At 46.2% G+C, this 19,385-nt stretch carries 13 protein-coding genes; 7 read left to right on the forward strand and 6 right to left on the reverse strand.

The annotated features are described in order from the left end of the window. Positions 1 to 156: 156 nt before the first annotated feature. On the reverse strand, positions 157 to 2,382 hold the full coding sequence (locus tag QTN94_RS09405; protein WP_331427500.1) for an NADP-dependent isocitrate dehydrogenase: 2,226 nt from the start codon (positions 2,380 to 2,382) through the stop codon (positions 157 to 159). Between the two features lie 292 nt (positions 2,383 to 2,674). Between QTN94_RS09405 and QTN94_RS09410 the strand changes: the two genes are divergently transcribed. Further along, entirely contained in the window at positions 2,675 to 3,367 is a 693-nt protein-coding gene (locus QTN94_RS09410; protein WP_331427501.1) for a pseudouridine synthase, read from the forward strand. A gap of 19 nt (positions 3,368 to 3,386) precedes the next feature. Here the strand turns inward: QTN94_RS09410 and QTN94_RS09415 are convergent, their stop codons facing one another. Together QTN94_RS09415 and aspS are read right to left on the reverse strand one after the other, a co-directional pair. Then, positions 3,387 to 4,421, reverse strand: coding sequence for a GGDEF domain-containing protein (locus QTN94_RS09415; RefSeq protein WP_331427502.1), 1,035 nt, complete (start codon positions 4,419 to 4,421; stop codon positions 3,387 to 3,389). 124 nt (positions 4,422 to 4,545) lie between these two features. Continuing rightward, entirely contained in the window at positions 4,546 to 6,324 is a 1,779-nt protein-coding gene (gene aspS / locus QTN94_RS09420) for an aspartate--tRNA ligase (RefSeq protein WP_138972427.1), read from the reverse strand. A gap of 274 nt (positions 6,325 to 6,598) precedes the next feature. On the opposite strand from aspS, the gene QTN94_RS09425 reads away from it, so the two are divergent. The 6 genes from QTN94_RS09425 to QTN94_RS09450 all read left to right on the forward strand — a co-directional run bounded on the left by QTN94_RS09425 (position 6,599) and on the right by QTN94_RS09450 (position 12,831). Further along, positions 6,599 to 7,480 carry a DUF72 domain-containing protein gene (locus tag QTN94_RS09425; RefSeq protein WP_331427503.1) on the forward strand — a complete coding sequence of 294 codons (882 nt, stop codon included), beginning with the start codon at positions 6,599 to 6,601 and terminating at the stop codon, positions 7,478 to 7,480. 111 nt (positions 7,481 to 7,591) lie between these two features. Continuing rightward, on the forward strand, positions 7,592 to 8,329 hold the full coding sequence (gene cmoA, locus QTN94_RS09430) for a carboxy-S-adenosyl-L-methionine synthase CmoA (protein ID WP_138972425.1): 738 nt from the start codon (positions 7,592 to 7,594) through the stop codon (positions 8,327 to 8,329). Between the two features lie 63 nt (positions 8,330 to 8,392). Beyond that, positions 8,393 to 9,364 carry a tRNA 5-methoxyuridine(34)/uridine 5-oxyacetic acid(34) synthase CmoB gene (gene cmoB / locus QTN94_RS09435; RefSeq protein WP_269377182.1) on the forward strand — a complete coding sequence of 324 codons (972 nt, stop codon included), beginning with the start codon at positions 8,393 to 8,395 and terminating at the stop codon, positions 9,362 to 9,364. Positions 9,365 to 9,583: 219 nt separating this feature from the next. Beyond that, a complete protein-coding gene (locus QTN94_RS09440) occupies positions 9,584 to 10,327 on the forward strand; it encodes an ATP-dependent zinc protease family protein (protein WP_331427504.1) in 744 nt (247 codons plus the stop codon). Between the two features lie 17 nt (positions 10,328 to 10,344). Next, positions 10,345 to 11,850 (forward strand): inactive transglutaminase family protein, encoded by a 1,506-nt coding sequence (locus QTN94_RS09445; RefSeq protein WP_331427505.1) that lies wholly within the window; start codon positions 10,345 to 10,347, stop codon positions 11,848 to 11,850. Between the two features lie 3 nt (positions 11,851 to 11,853). Then, entirely contained in the window at positions 11,854 to 12,831 is a 978-nt protein-coding gene (locus QTN94_RS09450) for an alpha-L-glutamate ligase-like protein (protein ID WP_138972421.1), read from the forward strand. Between the two features lie 49 nt (positions 12,832 to 12,880). On the opposite strand, the gene mukB is transcribed toward QTN94_RS09450, so the two are convergent. The 3 genes from mukB to mukF are packed head-to-tail and all read right to left on the reverse strand — an operon-like array spanning position 12,881 to position 19,384. After that, positions 12,881 to 17,338, reverse strand: a complete 4,458-nt coding sequence (mukB, locus tag QTN94_RS09455; protein ID WP_331427506.1) for a chromosome partition protein MukB — start codon at positions 17,336 to 17,338, stop codon at positions 12,881 to 12,883. Continuing rightward, positions 17,335 to 18,066, reverse strand: coding sequence for a chromosome partition protein MukE (gene mukE, locus QTN94_RS09460; RefSeq protein WP_171052214.1), 732 nt, complete (start codon positions 18,064 to 18,066; stop codon positions 17,335 to 17,337). Before mukE ends, mukB begins: the two co-directional genes overlap by 4 nt. Beyond that, a complete protein-coding gene (gene mukF / locus QTN94_RS09465; protein WP_331416016.1) occupies positions 18,047 to 19,384 on the reverse strand; it encodes a chromosome partition protein MukF in 1,338 nt (445 codons plus the stop codon). The genes mukE and mukF overlap by 20 nt, the downstream gene beginning before the upstream one ends. Position 19,385 lies beyond the last annotated feature (1 nt).

Raw genomic sequence — 19,385 nt, forward strand, 5'->3', positions numbered from 1 at the left:
GACTGTGAATTATCACAAATTATGAAAAATCAGAAAATACCCCACTGCTACAGAGGGGTCGTTCGCAACAGTATGGTTTGCTATCCAGTGTGTTGCGAACACGTTAAGTGATAGGAGTTAGCTTTTCAGCGGGTTTTGTTGTATCGAATGTCTGACTTAGCCGTTGATGATTGCGTTAAGTGTCTCGCTTGGGCGCATCAAAGCTGACGCTTTTTCAAACACAAGTGCATAGTAGCCACCTAGGTCACCAGCGACACCTTGTGCATCATTCAATTCTGCAACAATCTTCTCTTCTTGCGCCGCTAGTGCTTGAGCGATTGGCGCAAATTCAGCAGCAAGTTCAGCATCGTCAGATTGTGACGCGAGTGCCTGTGCCCAGTATGTTGCTAGGTAGTAATGGCTACCACGGTTGTCCAACTCACCTACTCGACGCGAAGGAGACTTGTTGTTATCTAGGAAGTCACCTGTTGCTTTGTCCAGAGCGTCTGCCAGTACTTGCGCCTTAGCATTGCCTGTTACTGTGCTTAGATGCTCAAGAGAAGCGGCAAGAGCGAGGAACTCGCCTAGTGAATCCCAACGTAAGTGGTTTTCTTTCTCTACCTGCTGAACGTGCTTAGGAGCAGAACCACCCGCACCCGTTTCAAATAGACCGCCACCGTTCATGAGCGGAACGATGGATAGCATCTTCGCTGATGTACCAAGCTCAAGAATCGGGAACAAGTCAGTTAGGTAGTCACGAAGAACGTTACCCGTTACTGAGATCGTATCTAGGCCTTGTTTGATACGCTCTAAAGAGAACTGACAAGCTTCTAGTGGAGCAAGGATCTTGATCTCTAGACCTTCGATATCGTGTTGAGGCAAGTACTGGTTTACTTTCTCAATCAGCTGAGCGTCATGAGCGCGGTTTTCATCTAACCAGAAGACCGCTGGCGCACCCGTTGCACGTGCACGAGTGACTGCAAGCTTGACCCAATCTTGGATTGGTGCGTCTTTAACCTGACACATACGGAAGATATCGCCTTCTTCTACTGATTGCTCCAGTAGCACTGCACCGGATGCATCAACGATGCGCACTGTGCCCGCTGCATCTAGGATAAAGGTCTTGTCATGAGAACCGTACTCTTCGGCTTTCTGAGCCATTAGACCAACGTTTGGTACGCTGCCCATTGTCGTTGGATCGAATGCACCGTTCTCTTTACAGAAATCAATCACAGCCTGATAGATGCCTGCATAGCAACGATCTGGGATCATCGCTTTAGTGTCTTTCTGCTTGCCGTCTGGTCCCCACATTTGACCCGACGAACGCAACATTGCTGGCATAGAAGCATCGACAATGATGTCGCTTGGAACATGTAGGTTTGTGATGCCGCGATCTGAGTCAACCATCGCCAAAGGCGGTTGAGTTTCGTAAACAGCCTGTAGAGCCGCTTCAATCTCTTCTTTCTGTGCCGCAGGAAGCGCTTGAATCTTAGCGTACACATCACCCAGACCGTTGTTTACGTCAACGCTAAGCTTATCGAATAGGTCGCCGTATTTCGCAAATACGTCTTTGTAGTACACTTTAACAGCATGACCAAAAATCACTGGGTCAGAGACTTTCATCATTGTCGCTTTCATGTGCAGAGACAATAATACGTCTTGCTGTTTTGCTTCTTCGATTTGCGCTTCAAAGAACTCCACTAGGGCTTTCTTGTTCATTACTGAGCAATCGATAATCTCTTTATCTTGCAGAGCAAAAGGTGCTTTAAGCTGTTTTACTGAACCCGCTGCATCAACAAACTCAATGGCAACTTTTGTCTCACCTGAAACGGTATGAGATTTTTCACTACCGAAAAAGTCGTTGTCTGCCATGCTAGCAACGTGTGACTTTGAATCTTTAGACCATGCACCCATTGAATGTGGGTTCTTCTTCGCATAGTTCTTTACAGATAGAGGAGCACGACGGTCAGAGTTACCTTCGCGCAAAACTGGGTTTACCGCACTACCTTTAATTTTGTCGTACGTTGCTTTGATCGCTTCTTCTTCGTACGTACTTGGTTCTTCAGGGTAGTTAGGTAGGTTGTAACCTTTTTCTTGAAGCTCTTTAATCGCGGCTTTCAACTGAGGGATAGAAGCTGAGATATTAGGTAGTTTAATGATGTTTGCTTCTGGTGTTTTAGCCAACTCACCAAGTTCAGTCAGTGCATCACCAATGCGTTGTTCTTCAGTTAAGTGCTCTGGGAAGTTAGCAATAATACGCCCAGCTAGAGAGATATCACGTGTATCAACGTTGATACCTGAAGAAGCAGTAAACGACTGAATAATTGGAAGAAGTGAATATGTCGCTAGCGCAGGTGCTTCATCAGTAATGGTGTAAATAATTGTAGGTTTTTCTGTAGGCATGAAATTTCCCTATTTGTTCTAGCAAAGCCATCGGATGAGTAGCTTTGTGTAAATGGCCGGCAACAAGTTGATTATTCATCCCCTCACTTGTCGCGTTTTGTCCGTCTCTTTTTGTTTTGGTCGCTTCACAGCGAGTGACTTGAGTGCGGTTAGTTATAATTAAACAAAAACATGATAATAGTCTATTATCTTGTTCAACAATCCTGTTTTCGGGCGCGCAAATGATAGCTCATCTAAGCCGCTGAAGAAACTTTACAACACACTTTATTTACATTTTTGCAAGGTAGTTAACATGTCATCACGCACTCGCCGTGACTCATCCTCTGCGACATCGAGAAAGCAACGCTCTGGTTTTAAACACAAAAACTCAAATGGTCGAACCAACAAACCTTCTTCCAATGCTCGTAAAGCCTCTCCGTCAAATAAGCCAAAAATCTCGCTGCAAGATCGAAAGGTCATCGTGTTTAATAAACCGTTTGACACTTTAAGCCAGTTTACGGATGGTGACGGACGAAAGACTTTGGCAGACTTTATTCCTGTGAAAGGTGTTTATGCCGCAGGCAGACTCGATCGAGACAGCGAAGGTTTACTGCTATTGACGAACGATGGCATTCTACAAGCCAAACTTACTCAGCCTAGCTCTAAATCACCTAAGACCTATTGGGTACAAGTCGATGGCGCACCTTCCGAAGATGATTTGGACAAGCTGCGTAAAGGGGTTGAACTGAAAGATGGAATGACACTGCCTGCTGGCGTTGAGATTATGCCTGAACCGAACGTGTGGCCACGCACCCCACCCGTTCGCTTCCGCGCAAATATTCCAACAACTTGGCTAGCAATCACCATTGTTGAAGGCCGCAATCGTCAAGTTCGTCGCATGACAGCCAACATAGGTTTTCCAACTTTACGATTAATCCGTCACTCTATCGGAGAGATCACGCTGGGTGATTTACAACCTGGGGAATGGAAAGAAATAACGCTCTAATTGCACAGCAGCAATCGAGTTAAGCGACCGCTTTTCCTTGAAAAAAGGAGCACTTCTTCCCTGCTTTTTTGGCTAAGTACAGGCCGTTGTCTGCTTTAGACAACGTCTTGTCTAGACCTTCATTAAGGGTGAATTGCTCAACTCCCGCGCTGAAAGTGACATGAATGTTCCGTGAGTCGAAAATTATTGGACTTTCCATGACACTGCTTTGTAACTGCTCAATCAATTGAGGCAATCCAACGTCGGCCACTCGTTTGGGTTCGAGAAGGACGACAAACTCCTCGCCTCCCATTCGATAAATTTGTTGGCGAGTGACGACTTTATCTAAACGCCTGACGACCTCTTTTAACACCTCATCTCCACCAGCATGACCATAGTTGTCATTGATCGCCTTGAAATCATCCAAATCTAATGCAAACAGATAACAGCCATTGAGCGATAGTGGGTTTTGTTTGAACGTCGTGACTAAAGCTAAACGGTTTTGTGCACCCGTTAGCGCATCTTGATGTGCCAAAGAATTAAGTTGTTCAACCCCTCGTGCGCGACTATCTTCATAGACGTGAGAAATCGCCCAGACAAATATGTATGCCATGACGAGATTCAAATATGTCGCAAAATAAGTCATCAACTGCTCACCGAGCGAATAATAGAGAACTGTGACCTCTAAGCAGAGAAAAATAAGACTACAAATAAATCCAATCCTGATCCCTAACGCGAGATAGAATACGGTTGGCAACACCACCGCCCACAAATAAACCGTGCTCTCTGTTCGGCTAACGTATGTTCCATAACTGATTAAAAAGGTTAGAACAACACAATGGAATCCAAGAAACCAATTCGGCTGAGTCGATTTTCTTACATACTGAAGCATGGTAAAAGAGACGACAAAATAAACAAGCTCTATAATACCCAACAACGTCGCGTTTTTTCCAAAATAGAAAACATTGGCTAAGCCGAATAACAATGATGTCCCGCCTAAAACAACACACATACCAACTAAGACTTTGCGCCTAAGTTGGTAGGTTGCGTCGCATGGAATCAGGTGATCGTTCATATCTGTATCTATTACCCAAAAGTGTTACGTATTTTTAACACAAAGACGCGTAATATTCATGCTTTGAATGTAAAAAAGCCGCTTGTTTCCAAGCGGCTGCAAATAGATTGATGTGACTCGAAAATTATTCCGCGTCTTTTTCTTTTGCTGCTGTGACAGCGATAGCCAACTCTTCAAGCGCCGCCGGATTCGCTAGGCTTGGAGCATCGGTCAGTAGACATGAAGCCGCTGTTGTTTTCGGAAACGCAATAACATCACGGATGTTCTCAGTACCGCATAGCAGCATAACTAGACGGTCAAGACCGAAGGCTAAACCTGCGTGTGGAGGCGTACCGAACTTAAGTGCGTCTAATAGGAAGCCAAACTTAAGCTGTTGCTCTTGTGCATCGATACCTAGAATGTCAAATACTGCTGCTTGCATTTCTGCGTTGTGGATACGTACTGAACCACCGCCCACTTCATAGCCATTTAGCACCATGTCGTATGCGTTAGAGTTCGCAGCTGCTGGGTTCGCTTTTAGCTCTTCCGCGTTAACACCTAGAGGTGATGTGAATGGGTGGTGCATTGCATGCAAGTTGCCTTCGTCGTCTTCTTCAAACATTGGGAAATCAACAACCCATAGCGGCGCCCATGCAGATTCATTGGTTAGCTCTAGATCTTTACCTAGTTTCAGACGTAGAGCACCCATTGCTTCAGCAACGATGTTTGCTTTGTCTGCGCCAAACAGGATGATATCGCCAGTTTCAGCTTGCGTACGATCTAGAATGCCGTTGATCACCTCTTCGCTTAGGAACTTAGCCACTGGAGACTGAATACCCTCAATGCCTGCTGCACGGTCGTTAACCTTCATCCAAGCTAGACCTTTCGCACCGTAGATACCAACGAACTCGCCGTAAGCATCAATTTGCTTACGTGTTAGTGACGCGCCACCTGGTACACGAATAACAGCAACGCGGCCTTTTTCGTCGTTAGCAGGCGCTGAGAATACTTTGAACTCAACGTCTTTCACTAGGTCAGCGATGTCTACAAGCTCTAGTGGGTTACGTAGATCTGGCTTATCAGAACCAAAACGACGGATAGCTTCGCTAAACGGCATTACTGGGAATTCACCGAGATCAACGTTAAGCAGCTCTTGCCACATTTCACGGATCATTTTCTCAGTTGTCGCGCGAACTTCATCAGCCGACATAAATGACGTTTCAATATCGATCTGAGTGAATTCAGGCTGACGGTCTGCACGCAAGTCTTCATCACGGAAACACTTAACGATTTGGTAGTAACGGTCAAAGCCCGACATCATTAGCAGCTGTTTAAATAGCTGTGGAGACTGTGGTAATGCGTAGAAGCTACCTTTATGAACGCGGCTTGGTACCAAGTAGTCACGAGCGCCTTCAGGGGTCGCTTTCGTCAGAACTGGCGTTTCGATATCTAAGAAACCGTTGTCATCTAGGAAACGACGGACAAAGCTTGACGCTTTTGCGCGTAGTTTGATGCGGTCACTCATTTCTGGACGGCGAAGATCCAGGTAACGGTATTTTAAGCGTTGCTCTTCTGAGTTCTTCTGATTGAAGTCCAGTGGTAGAACATCACTGCGGTTAATGATTTCTAGACCTTTGGCGATAATTTCCACTTCACCCGTAGCCATGTCTTTGTTCACTTGGCTTTCAGGACGTACTCGTACTTCACCAGTTAGTTTGATACAGAACTCATTACGTAGAGTGTTTGCGATTTCATACGCGTCTGCCATATCTGGATCGACAACAACCTGAACTACGCCTTCACGATCTCGCATATCAATGAAAATAAGACCGCCTAGATCACGACGACGGTTAACCCAGCCGCAAAGTTCTACAGTTTGTCCTGCAAGGGACTTGTTCAGGTGACCACAGTAATGGGTACGCATAATGAATTTCCCAATCTCTTTAAATTTGTTGATTACTATCTATCGGTGTTAACTTTACCGATAGAGCAAAGTTCCATTTATACGCTGAAAGTTGGTCGAGATCGACTACCCAGCATACAATTTATTGCGATTTATCATCTATTGATGCTTTTTAAAGCAATAAAGGCGTAAAACAGCATCAATGTAAGATAATTGGCGCTGATTATAGCCCCATAATGGGTGGTTCGGCAAAGCTCTATTCTTCTAATCAAATCATGGGTGTTAAGTACAAAATATGGACCGTTTACCCGTCAGACTCGGGCTGACCATGTGGTCTCACAACAATTGGCAGCAAAGCTTTTATGGAAAAGGGACTAAACCCTCTGAAAGGCTAGAAAAATATGCGCGCGTCTTTCATACCGTGGAGGGGAATACCACCTTCTATGCAACCCCGACATTAAGCACTGTCAATAATTGGAAAGCAGCCACTCACGACGAGTTTCGTTTCACCTTCAAGCTACCCCAAGCTATTACTCATCAACAAATGCTTCGAGGCAGCCAAAGTCAGTTGAAAGAGTTCATGCACATCATGCAACCGCTGCATGATCGGATTGGTCAATGGACGATCCAGCTTCCCGCTGCGTTTTCACCCGAGCATCTCGATATATTAAAGAAATTTTGTGCCCTATTTCCACCCAACTTTCCTATCGGTGTTGAAGTGCGCCATCCGGCTTTTTTTGCTAAAGGCGAAGCGGAAATTGCCTTGAATCAGTGGCTGATCGAAAACAATTACGATCGCATAATCATGGACAGCCGCCCTGTGTTCTCTGAACCACTTGAGCCAACACACCCCCACTACGAGTCCTTGCTTGACGCCCAACAGAAAAAACCCAAAGTGCCTGTCCATGCCATCGCCACGGCAAGTCAGCCGATGGTGCGTTTTATTGGCCACCCACAAGAAGAGAAGAATCTCGCCTTTTTTCAGCCATGGTTAGCTAAACTGCCTCAATGGATAGCGCAGGGAAAACAGCCATATTTGTTTATTCACACGTCGGATAACCTTATCGCTCCGGAGCTGGCTGCAACCTTGTATAAGAGTTTGCAGCAACAGACCCTTTTGCCTGACTTATCACCATTTCCAGCAGACGATGGCGTATCACAGCTTCAGATGTTCTAAACAGAATCACCACAAAACATGACACAGACGTTTATTTCTCATAAAATACGCGCCTTTTTAATAGCTGTAGACCATGTTGGCGACCAAGCCGACATCTAGTGAGAACCGAGTATGAACCCTAAGAGCAATCCAGATACTATTTTTTCGGCTCCAATCGATAAAATTGGGGATTTCACCTTTGATGAACGTGTCGCCGAAGTGTTCCCAGACATGATTCAACGCTCAGTACCTGGTTACAGCAATATCATCTCAGCGATTGGTATGCTGGCGGAACGCTTCGTCAAGCCGCATTCAACCATCTACGACCTAGGTTGTTCACTCGGTGCTGCAACGCTCTCGATGCGCCGTCACATCAATCAAGAAGGCTGTAAAATCATCGCCGTAGATAACTCATCTGCGATGGTAGAACGCTGTAAGCTACACGTAAACGCGTATCGAAGTGACACGCCAGTGGAAGTCGTAGAAGCGGACATCCGCAATATTGAGATTGAAAATGCCTCTGTTGTGGTACTTAACTTTACCCTGCAATTTTTGTCTCCTGAAGACAGATATGCCTTACTTGAAAAGATCTACGCTGGTTTACGTCCAGGTGGGATTTTAATTCTGTCTGAGAAGTACGTGTTTGAAGACCAAGTGTCCAATGAGCTTCTGATTGATCTCCACCATGATTTTAAACGGGCCAATGGCTACAGCGAACTTGAGATCAGCCAAAAGAGAAGTGCCATCGAAAACGTAATGCGTCCTGACTCTAAGCAAGAGCACAAAGCGCGTTTTAAAGCGATTGGCTTCACTAGCTACGATGTCTGGTTCCAATGCTTTAACTTTGGCTCTATGTTCGCGATTAAATAGCGAGAAATTTTTCGACTCACTCATTTTGTGTCAAATTTTTAATTTAATATCAGTGATAAGACTATGTTTAATTTTGCTAATTTCTACCAGTTGATTGCTCAAGATACACGCCTTCAACCTTGGTTAAACGTACTCCCTCAGCAGCTAACCGACTGGCAAAATGCGGAACATGGTGACTTTGGTCGCTGGGTCAAAGCATTGAACAAGATCCCACAAGGCTCGCCTGACCAAGTCGATCTAAAAAACTCTGTCACTCTTGCCAATGACACGCCTTTTCATCAAGGCGAGTTGAACAAGCTTGAAAGCCTGTTGCGCACATTCCATCCGTGGCGTAAAGGCCCGTACCATGTTCACGGCATTCATATTGACACCGAGTGGCGCAGTGACTGGAAATGGGATCGCGTTCTGCCACACATTTCACCACTGAAAAACAGAAGTGTGCTTGATGTCGGTTGTGGTAACGGTTACCACATGTGGCGCATGCTGGGTGAAGGCGCTCGGCTCACTGTCGGTATCGACCCTTCTCACCTGTTTCTGATTCAGTTTGAAGCGATACGTAAACTGATGGGTGACGATCAGCGTGCGCATCTGCTACCTCTAGGTATAGAACAACTTCCTAAACTGGAAGCGTTCGACACTGTGTTTAGCATGGGTGTGCTCTATCATCGCCGCTCTCCACTGGATCATCTTATCCAATTGAAAGACCAACTGGTCTCTGGTGGCGAACTGGTGTTAGAGACATTAGTTATCGAGGGTGATGAGACTTCTGTACTTGTTCCTGTTGATCGCTACGCTCAGATGCGTAACGTCTATTTCTTCCCGTCAGCAAAAGCGCTCAAGGTTTGGTTGGAACAAGTGGGCTTTGTCGATGTGCGTATTGTCGATGAAAATGTCACAAGCGTTGGAGAGCAACGTACCACGGAGTGGATGACTCACAACTCTCTGCCTGATTACTTAGACCCGAATGACCCATCGAAAACCGTCGAAGGTCACCCAGCACCAAGACGCGCGATTCTGGTTGCTAAAAAACCATAAATATTGACAGAGAGTTAACCCAAGTTCGACTTGAAAACGTTTCTCTCGTATCCAATAGCCAATACAATAATAAGGATGCTCAGCATCCTTATTTTTTGCGTATGATCATCCCTTCCTCAAATTTTGAGAGCATCAATCCAATTGCTGCTTGTTTGCGATAAAATATATACGCTAAACTTCTTATTTAATTAATAATTCTATTTACGTTCAGGTTTCTCAATGTTGACAAGATTGACCCCTTTAATGGCCATAATGCTAGTCTCTGGTTGTACGCTGACAAACAGCGAACAGCTCCACCAAGAAACACTTGCAGCCATTCAGGCTTCAGAAACAAATCTCACCACTCAATACGAAAACCTAGCTTTGCAATTGAGCAACCAGTCTGATTACATCGAGAGTCTTGAGGATCAGGTCAACTTACTTGAACAGCAGTTGTCCGATTTCAGAACTGAAGCGATGAATGAAGTCCGTAAAACTGCGGCGCCAGTCGTCCTCACTACCCCAGCTCCTGCCCAACCAACACCGACTCATGGCATCGTGCTCGGCGAAGTAGAAAAAGTCACCATTGATTCAATCAAGCAATCTTTTGACGCGCGTGTTGATACCGGAGCTGCGACATCATCACTCAACGCTATCGATATTGAAGAGTTCGAGCGCAATGGTAAGAATTGGGTGCGCTTCCATCTTTCAGATGGAGAGAAAACGCTTGATGAATCTAACTGGATCGAAGCGCCTATTCTTCGTTTCGTAAAAATTCGCCAATCAACCAATGAAGAAGTCGAAAGACGAGCGGTGATTGAATTGTGGGTTAAACTCGGAAAAATCCATGAAAAAGCGCAATTTACCTTGGCGGATCGTTCTCAGATGAGTCATCCTGTACTACTAGGACGCGAATTCATCCGTGATATAGCTGTCGTTGATGTAAGTAAAAAATACATCCATACGGAAAACCAAGAAAAATAACAAGGTAGCGTAAGCTTATGACTTCAAAAATCCCTTTTTATATATCAGTTGCCCTATTAATTGTTGCTGGTATTGCATTGAGCATCTTCCGCCACCAGAATTATGGCGTTCCTTGGACACCAGGCGAAGCACGTCAGGTCTGGGACATTGAGGCTCGCATTGAATTTAGTGGTCAATCCAAGCCTGTCAAAGCCTCATTAGCTGCACCTCATACTCAGACAGGCTTCACCTTAATTGATGAATCATCTTCTTCTCCTGGTTACGGTCTTTCATACGTAGAAACTGAATCAGGACGCCGCGCCGAGTGGTCAGTACGTCAGGCCACAGGACCACAAACCATCTACTATAAAGCTCAGTTCTTGGTTGACCCTCAAGCTAAGGTCGAATCAACGCCACCCACTAACGAAATGACTCAACCAACCTTTGATGGCCCCGCAGAAGCTGCCGTTCTTGCGTTGATTGAACGTGCGAATCAACGCTCTGCTGACGACATTACCTTCACTCGCGAGTTGATCAAATCAATCAACGATTCAGAGAGCCAAAATGCTTCACTACTGCTGAACCGCATGAGCAAAGTAGACGCAGTGGCAAAAATCCTTGCTTACGCCAAAGTACCAAGTAAAGTCGTTGGCGTTATCGAGCTAGAAGATGGCCGTCGTCGACAAACTATCCAGCACATGAATCAGGTATGGAACGGTAAACAGTGGGTTCTGTTTAATCCAAACAACGCTAACCCTGCCATTTCTGACAACATTCTGGTCTGGGATGAATCTAATGTGTCACTACTTGATTTAGTGGGCGGTCAAAACAGTCAGGTTCACTTCTCTATGATCGCGCAGGATATTACGCCATCACAAGCAACCAAAGATAAAGTACTCGCAGATGGTCTATTAAACTTCTCGATTCACAGCTTGCCTCTCGAAGAACAAGCGATGTTTAAAACCATCATGCTGATCCCGATTGGCGCTCTGATCGTTGTGTTCTTGCGTGTGATTATCGGTCTGAAAACCTCAGGTACATTTATGCCGGTGTTGATTGCCGTAGCCTTTGTTCAGACTCAACTCGTTACGGGTATTGTTGGCTTCTTGCTGATCGTCGGTACGGGCCTTATCATTCGAAGTTATCTATCGAAGCTCAACTTACTGTTAGTCGCGAGGATATCGGCGGTGATCATCACGGTAATTATGATCATCTCAGTGTTTACCGTTGTCGCGTTTAAGATTGGTTTAACCGAAGGCTTATCGATTACTTTCTTCCCTATGATTATTCTTTCTTGGACGATTGAACGTATGTCCATTCTCTGGGAAGAAGAAGGCGCGAAGGAAGTCGTGCTGCAAGGCGGTGGCTCACTGCTCACTGCTGTGCTGGTTTATCTCGCGATGACGAACCCATTCATTCAGCACCTAACCTTTAACTTTATCGGTCTACAGTTGATCGTGTTAGCGGCTATCTTGCTGCTAGGTACTTACACAGGTTACCGCTTAACTGAACTCCGTCGCTTTAAACCGCTAGCGGAGGAGTAAGTAATGTTTTCGAAATATACATCGCCGTTCAAGCTCCGCCACAAAGGCATTATGGGCATGAACAAGCGCAACCACAGCTACATTGGCCGATACAATGACCGTTCAAAGTATCCGCTGGTTGACGACAAGCTCAAAACCAAAATCATTGCTGAAGCGGCCGGCGCTACGGTACCAAAACTGATTGGTGTGATTCGCAATCAGGCTGAAGTTAAAACCATTCATGAAATGGTCAAGAACTGGCCTGGCTTTGTGATCAAACCAGCCCAAGGTAGTGGTGGTAAAGGTATTTTGGTTATCACGTCACATAAAGATGGCGTTTACACCAAACCTTCGGGTTCCACCATTAATCAAGAAGATGTAGAGCGTCATATCAGTAACGCATTGGCGGGGCTCTTCTCCTTAGGCGGCAAAAACGATGTTGCTGTTGTGGAGAATTTGATTAAGTTTGATGACTGTTTCGAAGGTTTCAGCTACGAAGGCGTACCTGATGTGCGCATCATCGTCTTCAAAGGTTATCCGGTAATGGCGATGATGCGCTGCTCTACTGCCGCCTCTGACGGTAAAGCAAACTTGCACCAAGGTGCCGTTGGTGTGGGCATTGATATCGCGACAGGCCGTGCTGTCCGAGCTGTACAGTTTGACCAACCTGTTACCCACCATCCAGACACCGGTATGGAGTTAGCGACCCTTCAAGTACCTCATTGGGAACGGCTACTGATCCTTGCTTCAAGTGCATGGGAAATGACTGGGCTCGGCTATATGGGTACCGACATGGTGCTTGATAAAGAGGAAGGTCCAATGGTGCTAGAACTGAATGCTCGTCCTGGACTTGCTATTCAAATCGCTAACGGCGCTGGCTTATTGCCTCGCCTTCATCATATCGAGAGTCTTGGTTCACCCGCTGAGTATCCGAAGCCAGCCGAACGCGTCGCTTATGCCGCGCGTCAGTTCGGTATCTTCGCCAAAGAGATTCCTAGATAGCTCTGTTTTAACGACAAAAAAAGCCCGCTTTCGCGGGCTTTCTTGTCTCTTATAACTCTTCGACCAGTTGCTGGACTTCACTCTTGGCTTTCTTGGTTTGTCCAAACCCCCTTAATCCTACGACATGCACGTGTTCATGATCTTTGAACACCTTACGCACCAGTTTATACGTTGTCCCTTTCTCTGGGCTGATATTCTCTGGTGCAGCGATAAGTAACTGCATGCCGAGACGGTCACACAACTCGAACAGAGTTGAGATAGACTTAGCATCAAGACGTGCTGCTTCATCAAGGAACAATAGACGACAAGGTACAATGTCCTTGCTACGTAGACGTCGAGACTCTTCTTCCCAACTCTGTACAACCATCAATAGAATCGATTGACCGGTACCAATGGCTTCACCTGTCGATAGCGCCCCTGACTCCGCTTGAAGCCAGCCATCTGCACCACGGTTAACTTCCACACTTAATTCCAGATAGTTACGGTAGTCCAGTAACTCTTCACCCAGAACCTGAGGAGAACGCTGTCCCATGTCGATATGTGGATTAACACGTTGGAACAACTTCGCCATCGCTTCAGAGAACGTGTAACGCGTGGATTCGAAGAGATCTTTGTGCTGTTCTTGTCCTGTAGACAAGCCATTAAGCAATATTTCATGGCTTTCACGGATCTTAACGTTGAGTCGAACGCCCTTGACCTGACCAAATGATATGTTGGACAGACCTTGGTTAAGCATACGAATACGGTTTTGCTCACGCTGAATCGTCTTCTTAATGATGCTCGCAACAGAATCCGAGCTGATTGCCAAACGGTTTTCACGTTGTGTCAGTTCTTCGGTTAGACGCGCAAGTTCCACTTCCATCTCTTCGATAGCTTCAACAGGATCATCAGTATGAATAATGTCCTGACGAATACGCTCACGAAGATGCTGGTATACGGCAATATAAAACAAGACTTTGCGTTCTGGACGTGCATTGTCTTCAGAAAGACGCAGCGCATCACGCAGATCATCATTGTCGGCGACCGCAAGACGCAATGCGCCCAACGATTTATCCGACATAGAACGCAGTTCATCTGCGGACATGTAAGCCAGTTCACGCTTGTGAAGGCGACGTTCCACATCATTCTCACGTGCTAGGCGAAGTACTGAACACCAACCTGCTTTCGCTGCAACGACAAATGTACGCAGATCAACGTAATCTTTCTGCACTTTCTTGAGACGTTTTGCCAGCGCTTTCATTTCAAGTTCTGTCGCAGTGATAGTGCGCTCGTATTCACTCTTACGAGAACGTGAAGTATGCAAACGCTCTTGCAGTTCATCGCGACGACGCATAGCGCGTTCAGCAGCACCTTCGTCAGCCGTGACACCGTATTCTTGTAACTCTTGTTTGAACTCTTGAACCGTCTCAAGCTTCGCCTGATGCGAACTCTTGAGTGAGGCTAGCACCTGGTTGTATTGGTTCATCTGGCCTTGAGCCTGTTTAAACTCCTCGCGTGAACGCGTGCGCATACGTTCCGCTTCGACCAGTTTCGATTTGAGCTGCTCGCTCAATTCGCTACTTTGATTCAACAAATCGACTGAGTCTGAGTAAGCGAAGTAATGACGACGCTCAACCAAATCTGCCACAGCAAAAATCTGGGTTTTCAGCTGTTGAAGTTTTTGGTCAGCCGCGTGGTATTCCGCTTCCAAAGTATCAAACTGCTCAGGGTCAGCTTCCAGCGCTGAAGCAATTTTTTCTAGCTCAGCAATCGCCTTACCATGACGAGCAATATACGCTTTGGCGTCTGTCAGTTGGGCAATGTTTTGCTCCAGTTCTTCAAACTGAGCAAGTAGTGCCTGATCCTCAATAAGAGCCATATTTGGCGCAATCTTATCGAGAGCGGATATCGCTTGCTTGCTTGCCAATAACTGACTACGTTGCTGCTGCTCTTTGGCATCTAGATCTGCCAAAGCTCGTGTTAATTGGCCGCGTTTTTCACGTACTACGATCAATGCTTGCTCTGGGTCTGGTTCAAACGCAACCTGAATGTGTTTAGCCACAAAGTTGTTGAATGCTTGGTACAGACGTTGGAGTTTTTGCGAATCAAATGCCGCTTTAGCATGCTGCTCTACGACCTCTTCGCGCTCATTGCGCAGCAGTTCCAAACGTTGCTCACGAGCGGCACGACCGAACAAAGGAATTTCTGGCAAACGCGAATAACGCATCTGACGATTGTTCATTCTCACGCATACCGCACCTTCAAGCTCTTCTGCATCAAATGAGCTGTCATCAAATGCATCGATGTCACCTTCAATGATATAGAGGTCTTCAGGGCAGTCATCTAATTCAACCAGCTTCTCTTCGATACCAGACAAGTCTGATACAACAATCGCATGGCGAGCTGGGCCGTACATCGCACTGAAATACGGCGCATCGTCAATGGTGATATCGTCATAAATCTCGGACAGCAGAACCCCACCTAGGGTATCGGCTAAGCCTTTCAGGCGCGGATCGTTAGAACCACCAGGAGACGCGAGTCGTTCAATTTCATCTTCAAGCTTGCTACGACGTTCAGCCAGTTTATCTTTGGCGATAGACTGTTGTTTTTCTTGCTCTAGAACGACTTGCATATGGCTCATGACAGCCTGACTGTCATACAGTTCTACACCGCTTTGCTCTTGAAGTGATTCGAGGGCATCATTCGCAGCAATCCAAGTTGGAGCAATGGCTTCATGCCTGTTAATTTCAGCGGATGCATCTTGCTCTAGACGGCGCTGCTCACTGCGTTGCTCACGCAACTCTTCTTGAGATATCTCTAGAGATTCGATCTGTTGAACGTGACGTTCACGCTCGATCTCAAACGTCGCTTCATCGGTCAGTTCTACTTGATGCTGTTTTTGATATTCAGTGACCAGTTCCTGAGTTTGGCGTTGCTTATGTAAACGACGTTCCACATCACGATGCTGTGCTCGCCATTGCTGTTCATTTTGAGCGATGCGCTGTGCTTCACGACTCTGTTCAATCGCGGCTTTCGCGGCCGTTGAAGCCTCTTTACGCTCTACATGTCCGACAATACTTGCAACCAGCTTGAGAGCGGATTCAAACTGTTCAGCAGCAGCTGATGAGATATCCAATTTATGCTTAGTTGCGAGCAACTCTGTCGTACTTTGGGCTTCTTGCGCTTTCAACTCAGAAACAAGCACTTGCGCCGATTCAGCAGTTAAGCCTTCGTTACCCAATAGTTGTTTTGCTTTATCTAGCGCCTCAACCGCTTGCTGATATTGCAGCGCACGGGTTTGCTGAATGTCCAGCGCTTGCTGGTAGTCGGCTAACTGACTCTTCAAGCTATCCACTTCTTCTTCAGAAACAGACGCTTGCTCTTCGGCCATCGCGACACGCTCTTGCGCTTCTTCAACCACCATCAACTGCTCTTCAAGACGCTCGTTGAGCTCTTCGAGATCTTCTTGGTAACGCTCAATCTTTTCTTGCTGACGCAAAGCATTTTGCACTAATTGCAGATGGTCAGACGCCGCTTGGTAGTCTTGCTCTAAAGCAGATTCAGACTCAACCAGCAGCTCAAGCTCTTCTTGCACTCTGTTAAGTAGATTGTTGTGCTCGATTAGCGTTGCACGTGAACCAAACAACTCACTACGTAAAGATAGAGTCTGCTCTAGTTTGTTGCGTCGGTCATTTGCATGGCGCATGTAGTCTGCTGCCACGTAGTTGGTTGACTCAGTGATAAGGTGTTTGAACAGGTCACGATCGGCTTGAGTGGTTTTGATCGCTTCAAGCGTCATACGGTTTTCACGCAACGCTGATTCCATATCTTGGAACGCTTTCTTCACGCCGCCATTTTGCGGTAGCAAGTAGTCTCGCAGTGAGCGAGTAATCGCACTTGAAATACCGCCGTACAGTGACGCTTCGATTAAGCGGTAGAACTTAGAGCGATCACTGGAGTTACGTAGTTTCTTCGGAATAACGCCAAACTCGAACATTTGCGAGTGGTAGTCAACGATGGAAGGGAACGCTTTAAACTGCACACCCTCGAATTGTCCGACCGCTTCCTTTACTTCGTTAATCTGACGAACACGTGCCTGAGTTGCCGACACGCTCTCAATTAAAATATCGGTAGGTTTAACATGGCTTGGTAAACCCTGTACAACAAATGGCTTGATGTCGACTTTCTTATCACGGCCTGCCACTTGCTGTAGCTTGACGGCAAACAGTAAGCGTTGATTTCGTGAGTTAACCACGTCAAGCGCAGCGTAACAGGCACCCGCTTGCAGCTTACCGTAAAGACCTTTATCACGAGATGACTGATTGCTGCCCGCCTCTGTGGTATTACGGAAGTGAAGTAAGGTTTGGTCTGGGATCAGTGCCGTGATGAAGGCCGCCATGGTCGTAGACTTACCTGCACCGTTACCGCCAGAAAGCGTTGTTACTAGACCATCGATATCAAATGTACGCGCAAAAAAGCCGTTCCAGTTGACCATGGTTAGCGATTGATATTTACCGCGTTCAATCATGCTTCACCCTCTTCTAACATTTGCTCTTCGGCTTGATCATCATTGTCATCATTATTTCGCTCAAGGAGGCTACCCTGACTTGGTTCTTTGGTATGGACAACCGCTTCACCATCGCGGATAAGACGCAGTTGTGCCTCACGCATATCGTCGCCGATGCGTACATCTGCCCCGAAGCGGAATACCGATTCACTGATACTGAATTTGCCCGTTTCACCAATATTGATGATCATGCCTAAACGGCGTAGTCGACGTAGAGACGTACGTACTTTTTCGAACAGTTTCTCTTTGTCTAAGTCTGAACCTGTCGCTCGGTTGGTCACAAGCTTCATTAGCTTAGATTCATCAGCAAGAGCAAGCAGCTCTTCATACAACTCTTGGTTGGTAAAGATACCTTCATGAGCTAAGCGCTCAGGGCTTAGATATAAGAAACACAACACCTTGCCCACCAGCATATCCAGTTCGGAAAGAACACTGCGGCCAATCAAAGAGGTTGAACGTGGACGAAGGTAGAAAAAGCCTTCAGGTGCTTTAACTAGCTCTGTGTTGTAACGCTGATAAAAAGAGCTCAGCTCAACTTCGAAGTCTGACAACAGTGCGTGGTTATCGAGATCTTCACTGGAAATGTGACGGCCTGCTCGCAGCATGCTATCAAGCGCTGGGAACAGAGGGTTCGAAATTGCTTTTACCAGATTATCTGGCATGTATTCATTAGTATCGGTCGATGACATTTGCTTGTACCTTTGCACCAAAATCGTTGATCGCCTGCCAGTCTGGCTGAATTGCCTGATAATCTGACTCGGAATAGCCAAGGCGTACTGCTTGGTCGATAACAATTCGTGCTAAATCAAAATGATGAGTCTGCGGATGCTGAGCTAGGTAATCGCGTAGCACGATACCAAGATCAATGGCGGTACCCTGTTCTTTATGAACTCGGAGCATATTGCCAATGCGTTCTGCCAATTCATCATTGACCTGTTGGAACTCTTCGTATTCTACCTCTAGCGGCACTTGGCCTGTGACTTCATCATCGCGAAGTACTAGAGCTTCATCACGAAGGTCAGTTAGACGCTCAGCATCTGCATAAGTCAGATACCAAGGCATATCGAAATAATCTTTTATCGATTGACGTAAACGCGAACTAAACGCTCGGTTCTTATCCATATCAATCGCGGTACGGATAAACTTGTGGACGTGGCGGTCATAGCCAATCCAAAGGTCAATCGCTTGTTGACCCCAGCTTGTGATGCGGTCAAGTTTCATTTGCAGTGCGAACAGTGTTTCGGCAATAAATTCGAGTTCATCATCACCGTACACCAGCTCTTGAATATCAAGAATCTGAGTTTGCAGTTCATCACCCGCCGCTTGGAGCGTATCTTGCAACTCTCTAAGCGTGTTGGACGTTTCAGACAGCAGCGACTCACAGTTGTTTATCGCATCTCGCCAATCTTTGTTCAGTAGCTCCGCAATTTGAAGTTTGACCGACTGTTGCTGCTCATCCATCACACGTTGGTTCAAGTCGATTTGGTCAAAAATCTCTCCCACCGAGTATTTTAAGACTCCGTAAACATTCTTGCGCCAATGCTCAGGTGTGCCACCCTGACGTGCAGACTCAATCGCTTTCGCCATTTCATCTGCAACCATAGATAATTGGATAGATAATTTAAGCTTAGAAAATTCTCTGTGGCGAACGTAATAGTCAGTAATACCGATCGCGAGAGGCGATAAACGGTAAATACTTGCTCCGTCGTTAATTTCACTGGTAAAGCGGCTGATTAGTCTCTGTTTCACCATTTCATTAATGGCGTTGTTTGCACGGAACGCAGATGCATCCCCTGTTTCTTCGAATAATCGAGTCACTATGGTAAACGCATCATGCAGTTCACCTTCACCTAACTCTTCATCGAACCTTTCGTTACTGAGCACAGCAATAGCGATCAAAAATGCCAAGCGCTCTGTGGTCAGATTCAATGAGAAATCGTGCTGTTTTACCCAGCCGACCAACTCGTCGATCGGCTGCTCTGCAGCATTTAGAGTCATCTCACTCATT

This window comes from Vibrio sp. M250220 (assembly GCF_036533795.1).
In the GTDB taxonomy this organism is placed as follows: Bacteria; Pseudomonadota; Gammaproteobacteria; order Enterobacterales; family Vibrionaceae; genus Vibrio.

What these genes read in the sequence shown, in the direction of transcription:
- QTN94_RS09405 (WP_331427500.1), bottom strand. Translation starts at nt 2,382, where the DNA reads ATGCCTACAGAAAAACCTACAATTATTTACACCATTACTGATGAAGCA.
- QTN94_RS09410 (WP_331427501.1), top strand. Translation starts at nt 2,675, where the DNA reads ATGTCATCACGCACTCGCCGTGACTCATCCTCTGCGACATCGAGAAAG.
- QTN94_RS09415 (WP_331427502.1), bottom strand. Translation starts at nt 4,421, where the DNA reads ATGAACGATCACCTGATTCCATGCGACGCAACCTACCAACTTAGGCGC.
- aspS (WP_138972427.1), bottom strand. Translation starts at nt 6,324, where the DNA reads ATGCGTACCCATTACTGTGGTCACCTGAACAAGTCCCTTGCAGGACAA.
- QTN94_RS09425 (WP_331427503.1), top strand. Translation starts at nt 6,599, where the DNA reads ATGGACCGTTTACCCGTCAGACTCGGGCTGACCATGTGGTCTCACAAC.
- cmoA (WP_138972425.1), top strand. Translation starts at nt 7,592, where the DNA reads ATGAACCCTAAGAGCAATCCAGATACTATTTTTTCGGCTCCAATCGAT.
- cmoB (WP_269377182.1), top strand. Translation starts at nt 8,393, where the DNA reads ATGTTTAATTTTGCTAATTTCTACCAGTTGATTGCTCAAGATACACGC.
- QTN94_RS09440 (WP_331427504.1), top strand. Translation starts at nt 9,584, where the DNA reads ATGTTGACAAGATTGACCCCTTTAATGGCCATAATGCTAGTCTCTGGT.
- QTN94_RS09445 (WP_331427505.1), top strand. Translation starts at nt 10,345, where the DNA reads ATGACTTCAAAAATCCCTTTTTATATATCAGTTGCCCTATTAATTGTT.
- QTN94_RS09450 (WP_138972421.1), top strand. Translation starts at nt 11,854, where the DNA reads ATGTTTTCGAAATATACATCGCCGTTCAAGCTCCGCCACAAAGGCATT.
- mukB (WP_331427506.1), bottom strand. Translation starts at nt 17,338, where the DNA reads ATGATTGAACGCGGTAAATATCAATCGCTAACCATGGTCAACTGGAAC.
- mukE (WP_171052214.1), bottom strand. Translation starts at nt 18,066, where the DNA reads ATGTCATCGACCGATACTAATGAATACATGCCAGATAATCTGGTAAAA.
- mukF (WP_331416016.1), bottom strand. Translation starts at nt 19,384, where the DNA reads ATGAGTGAGATGACTCTAAATGCTGCAGAGCAGCCGATCGACGAGTTG.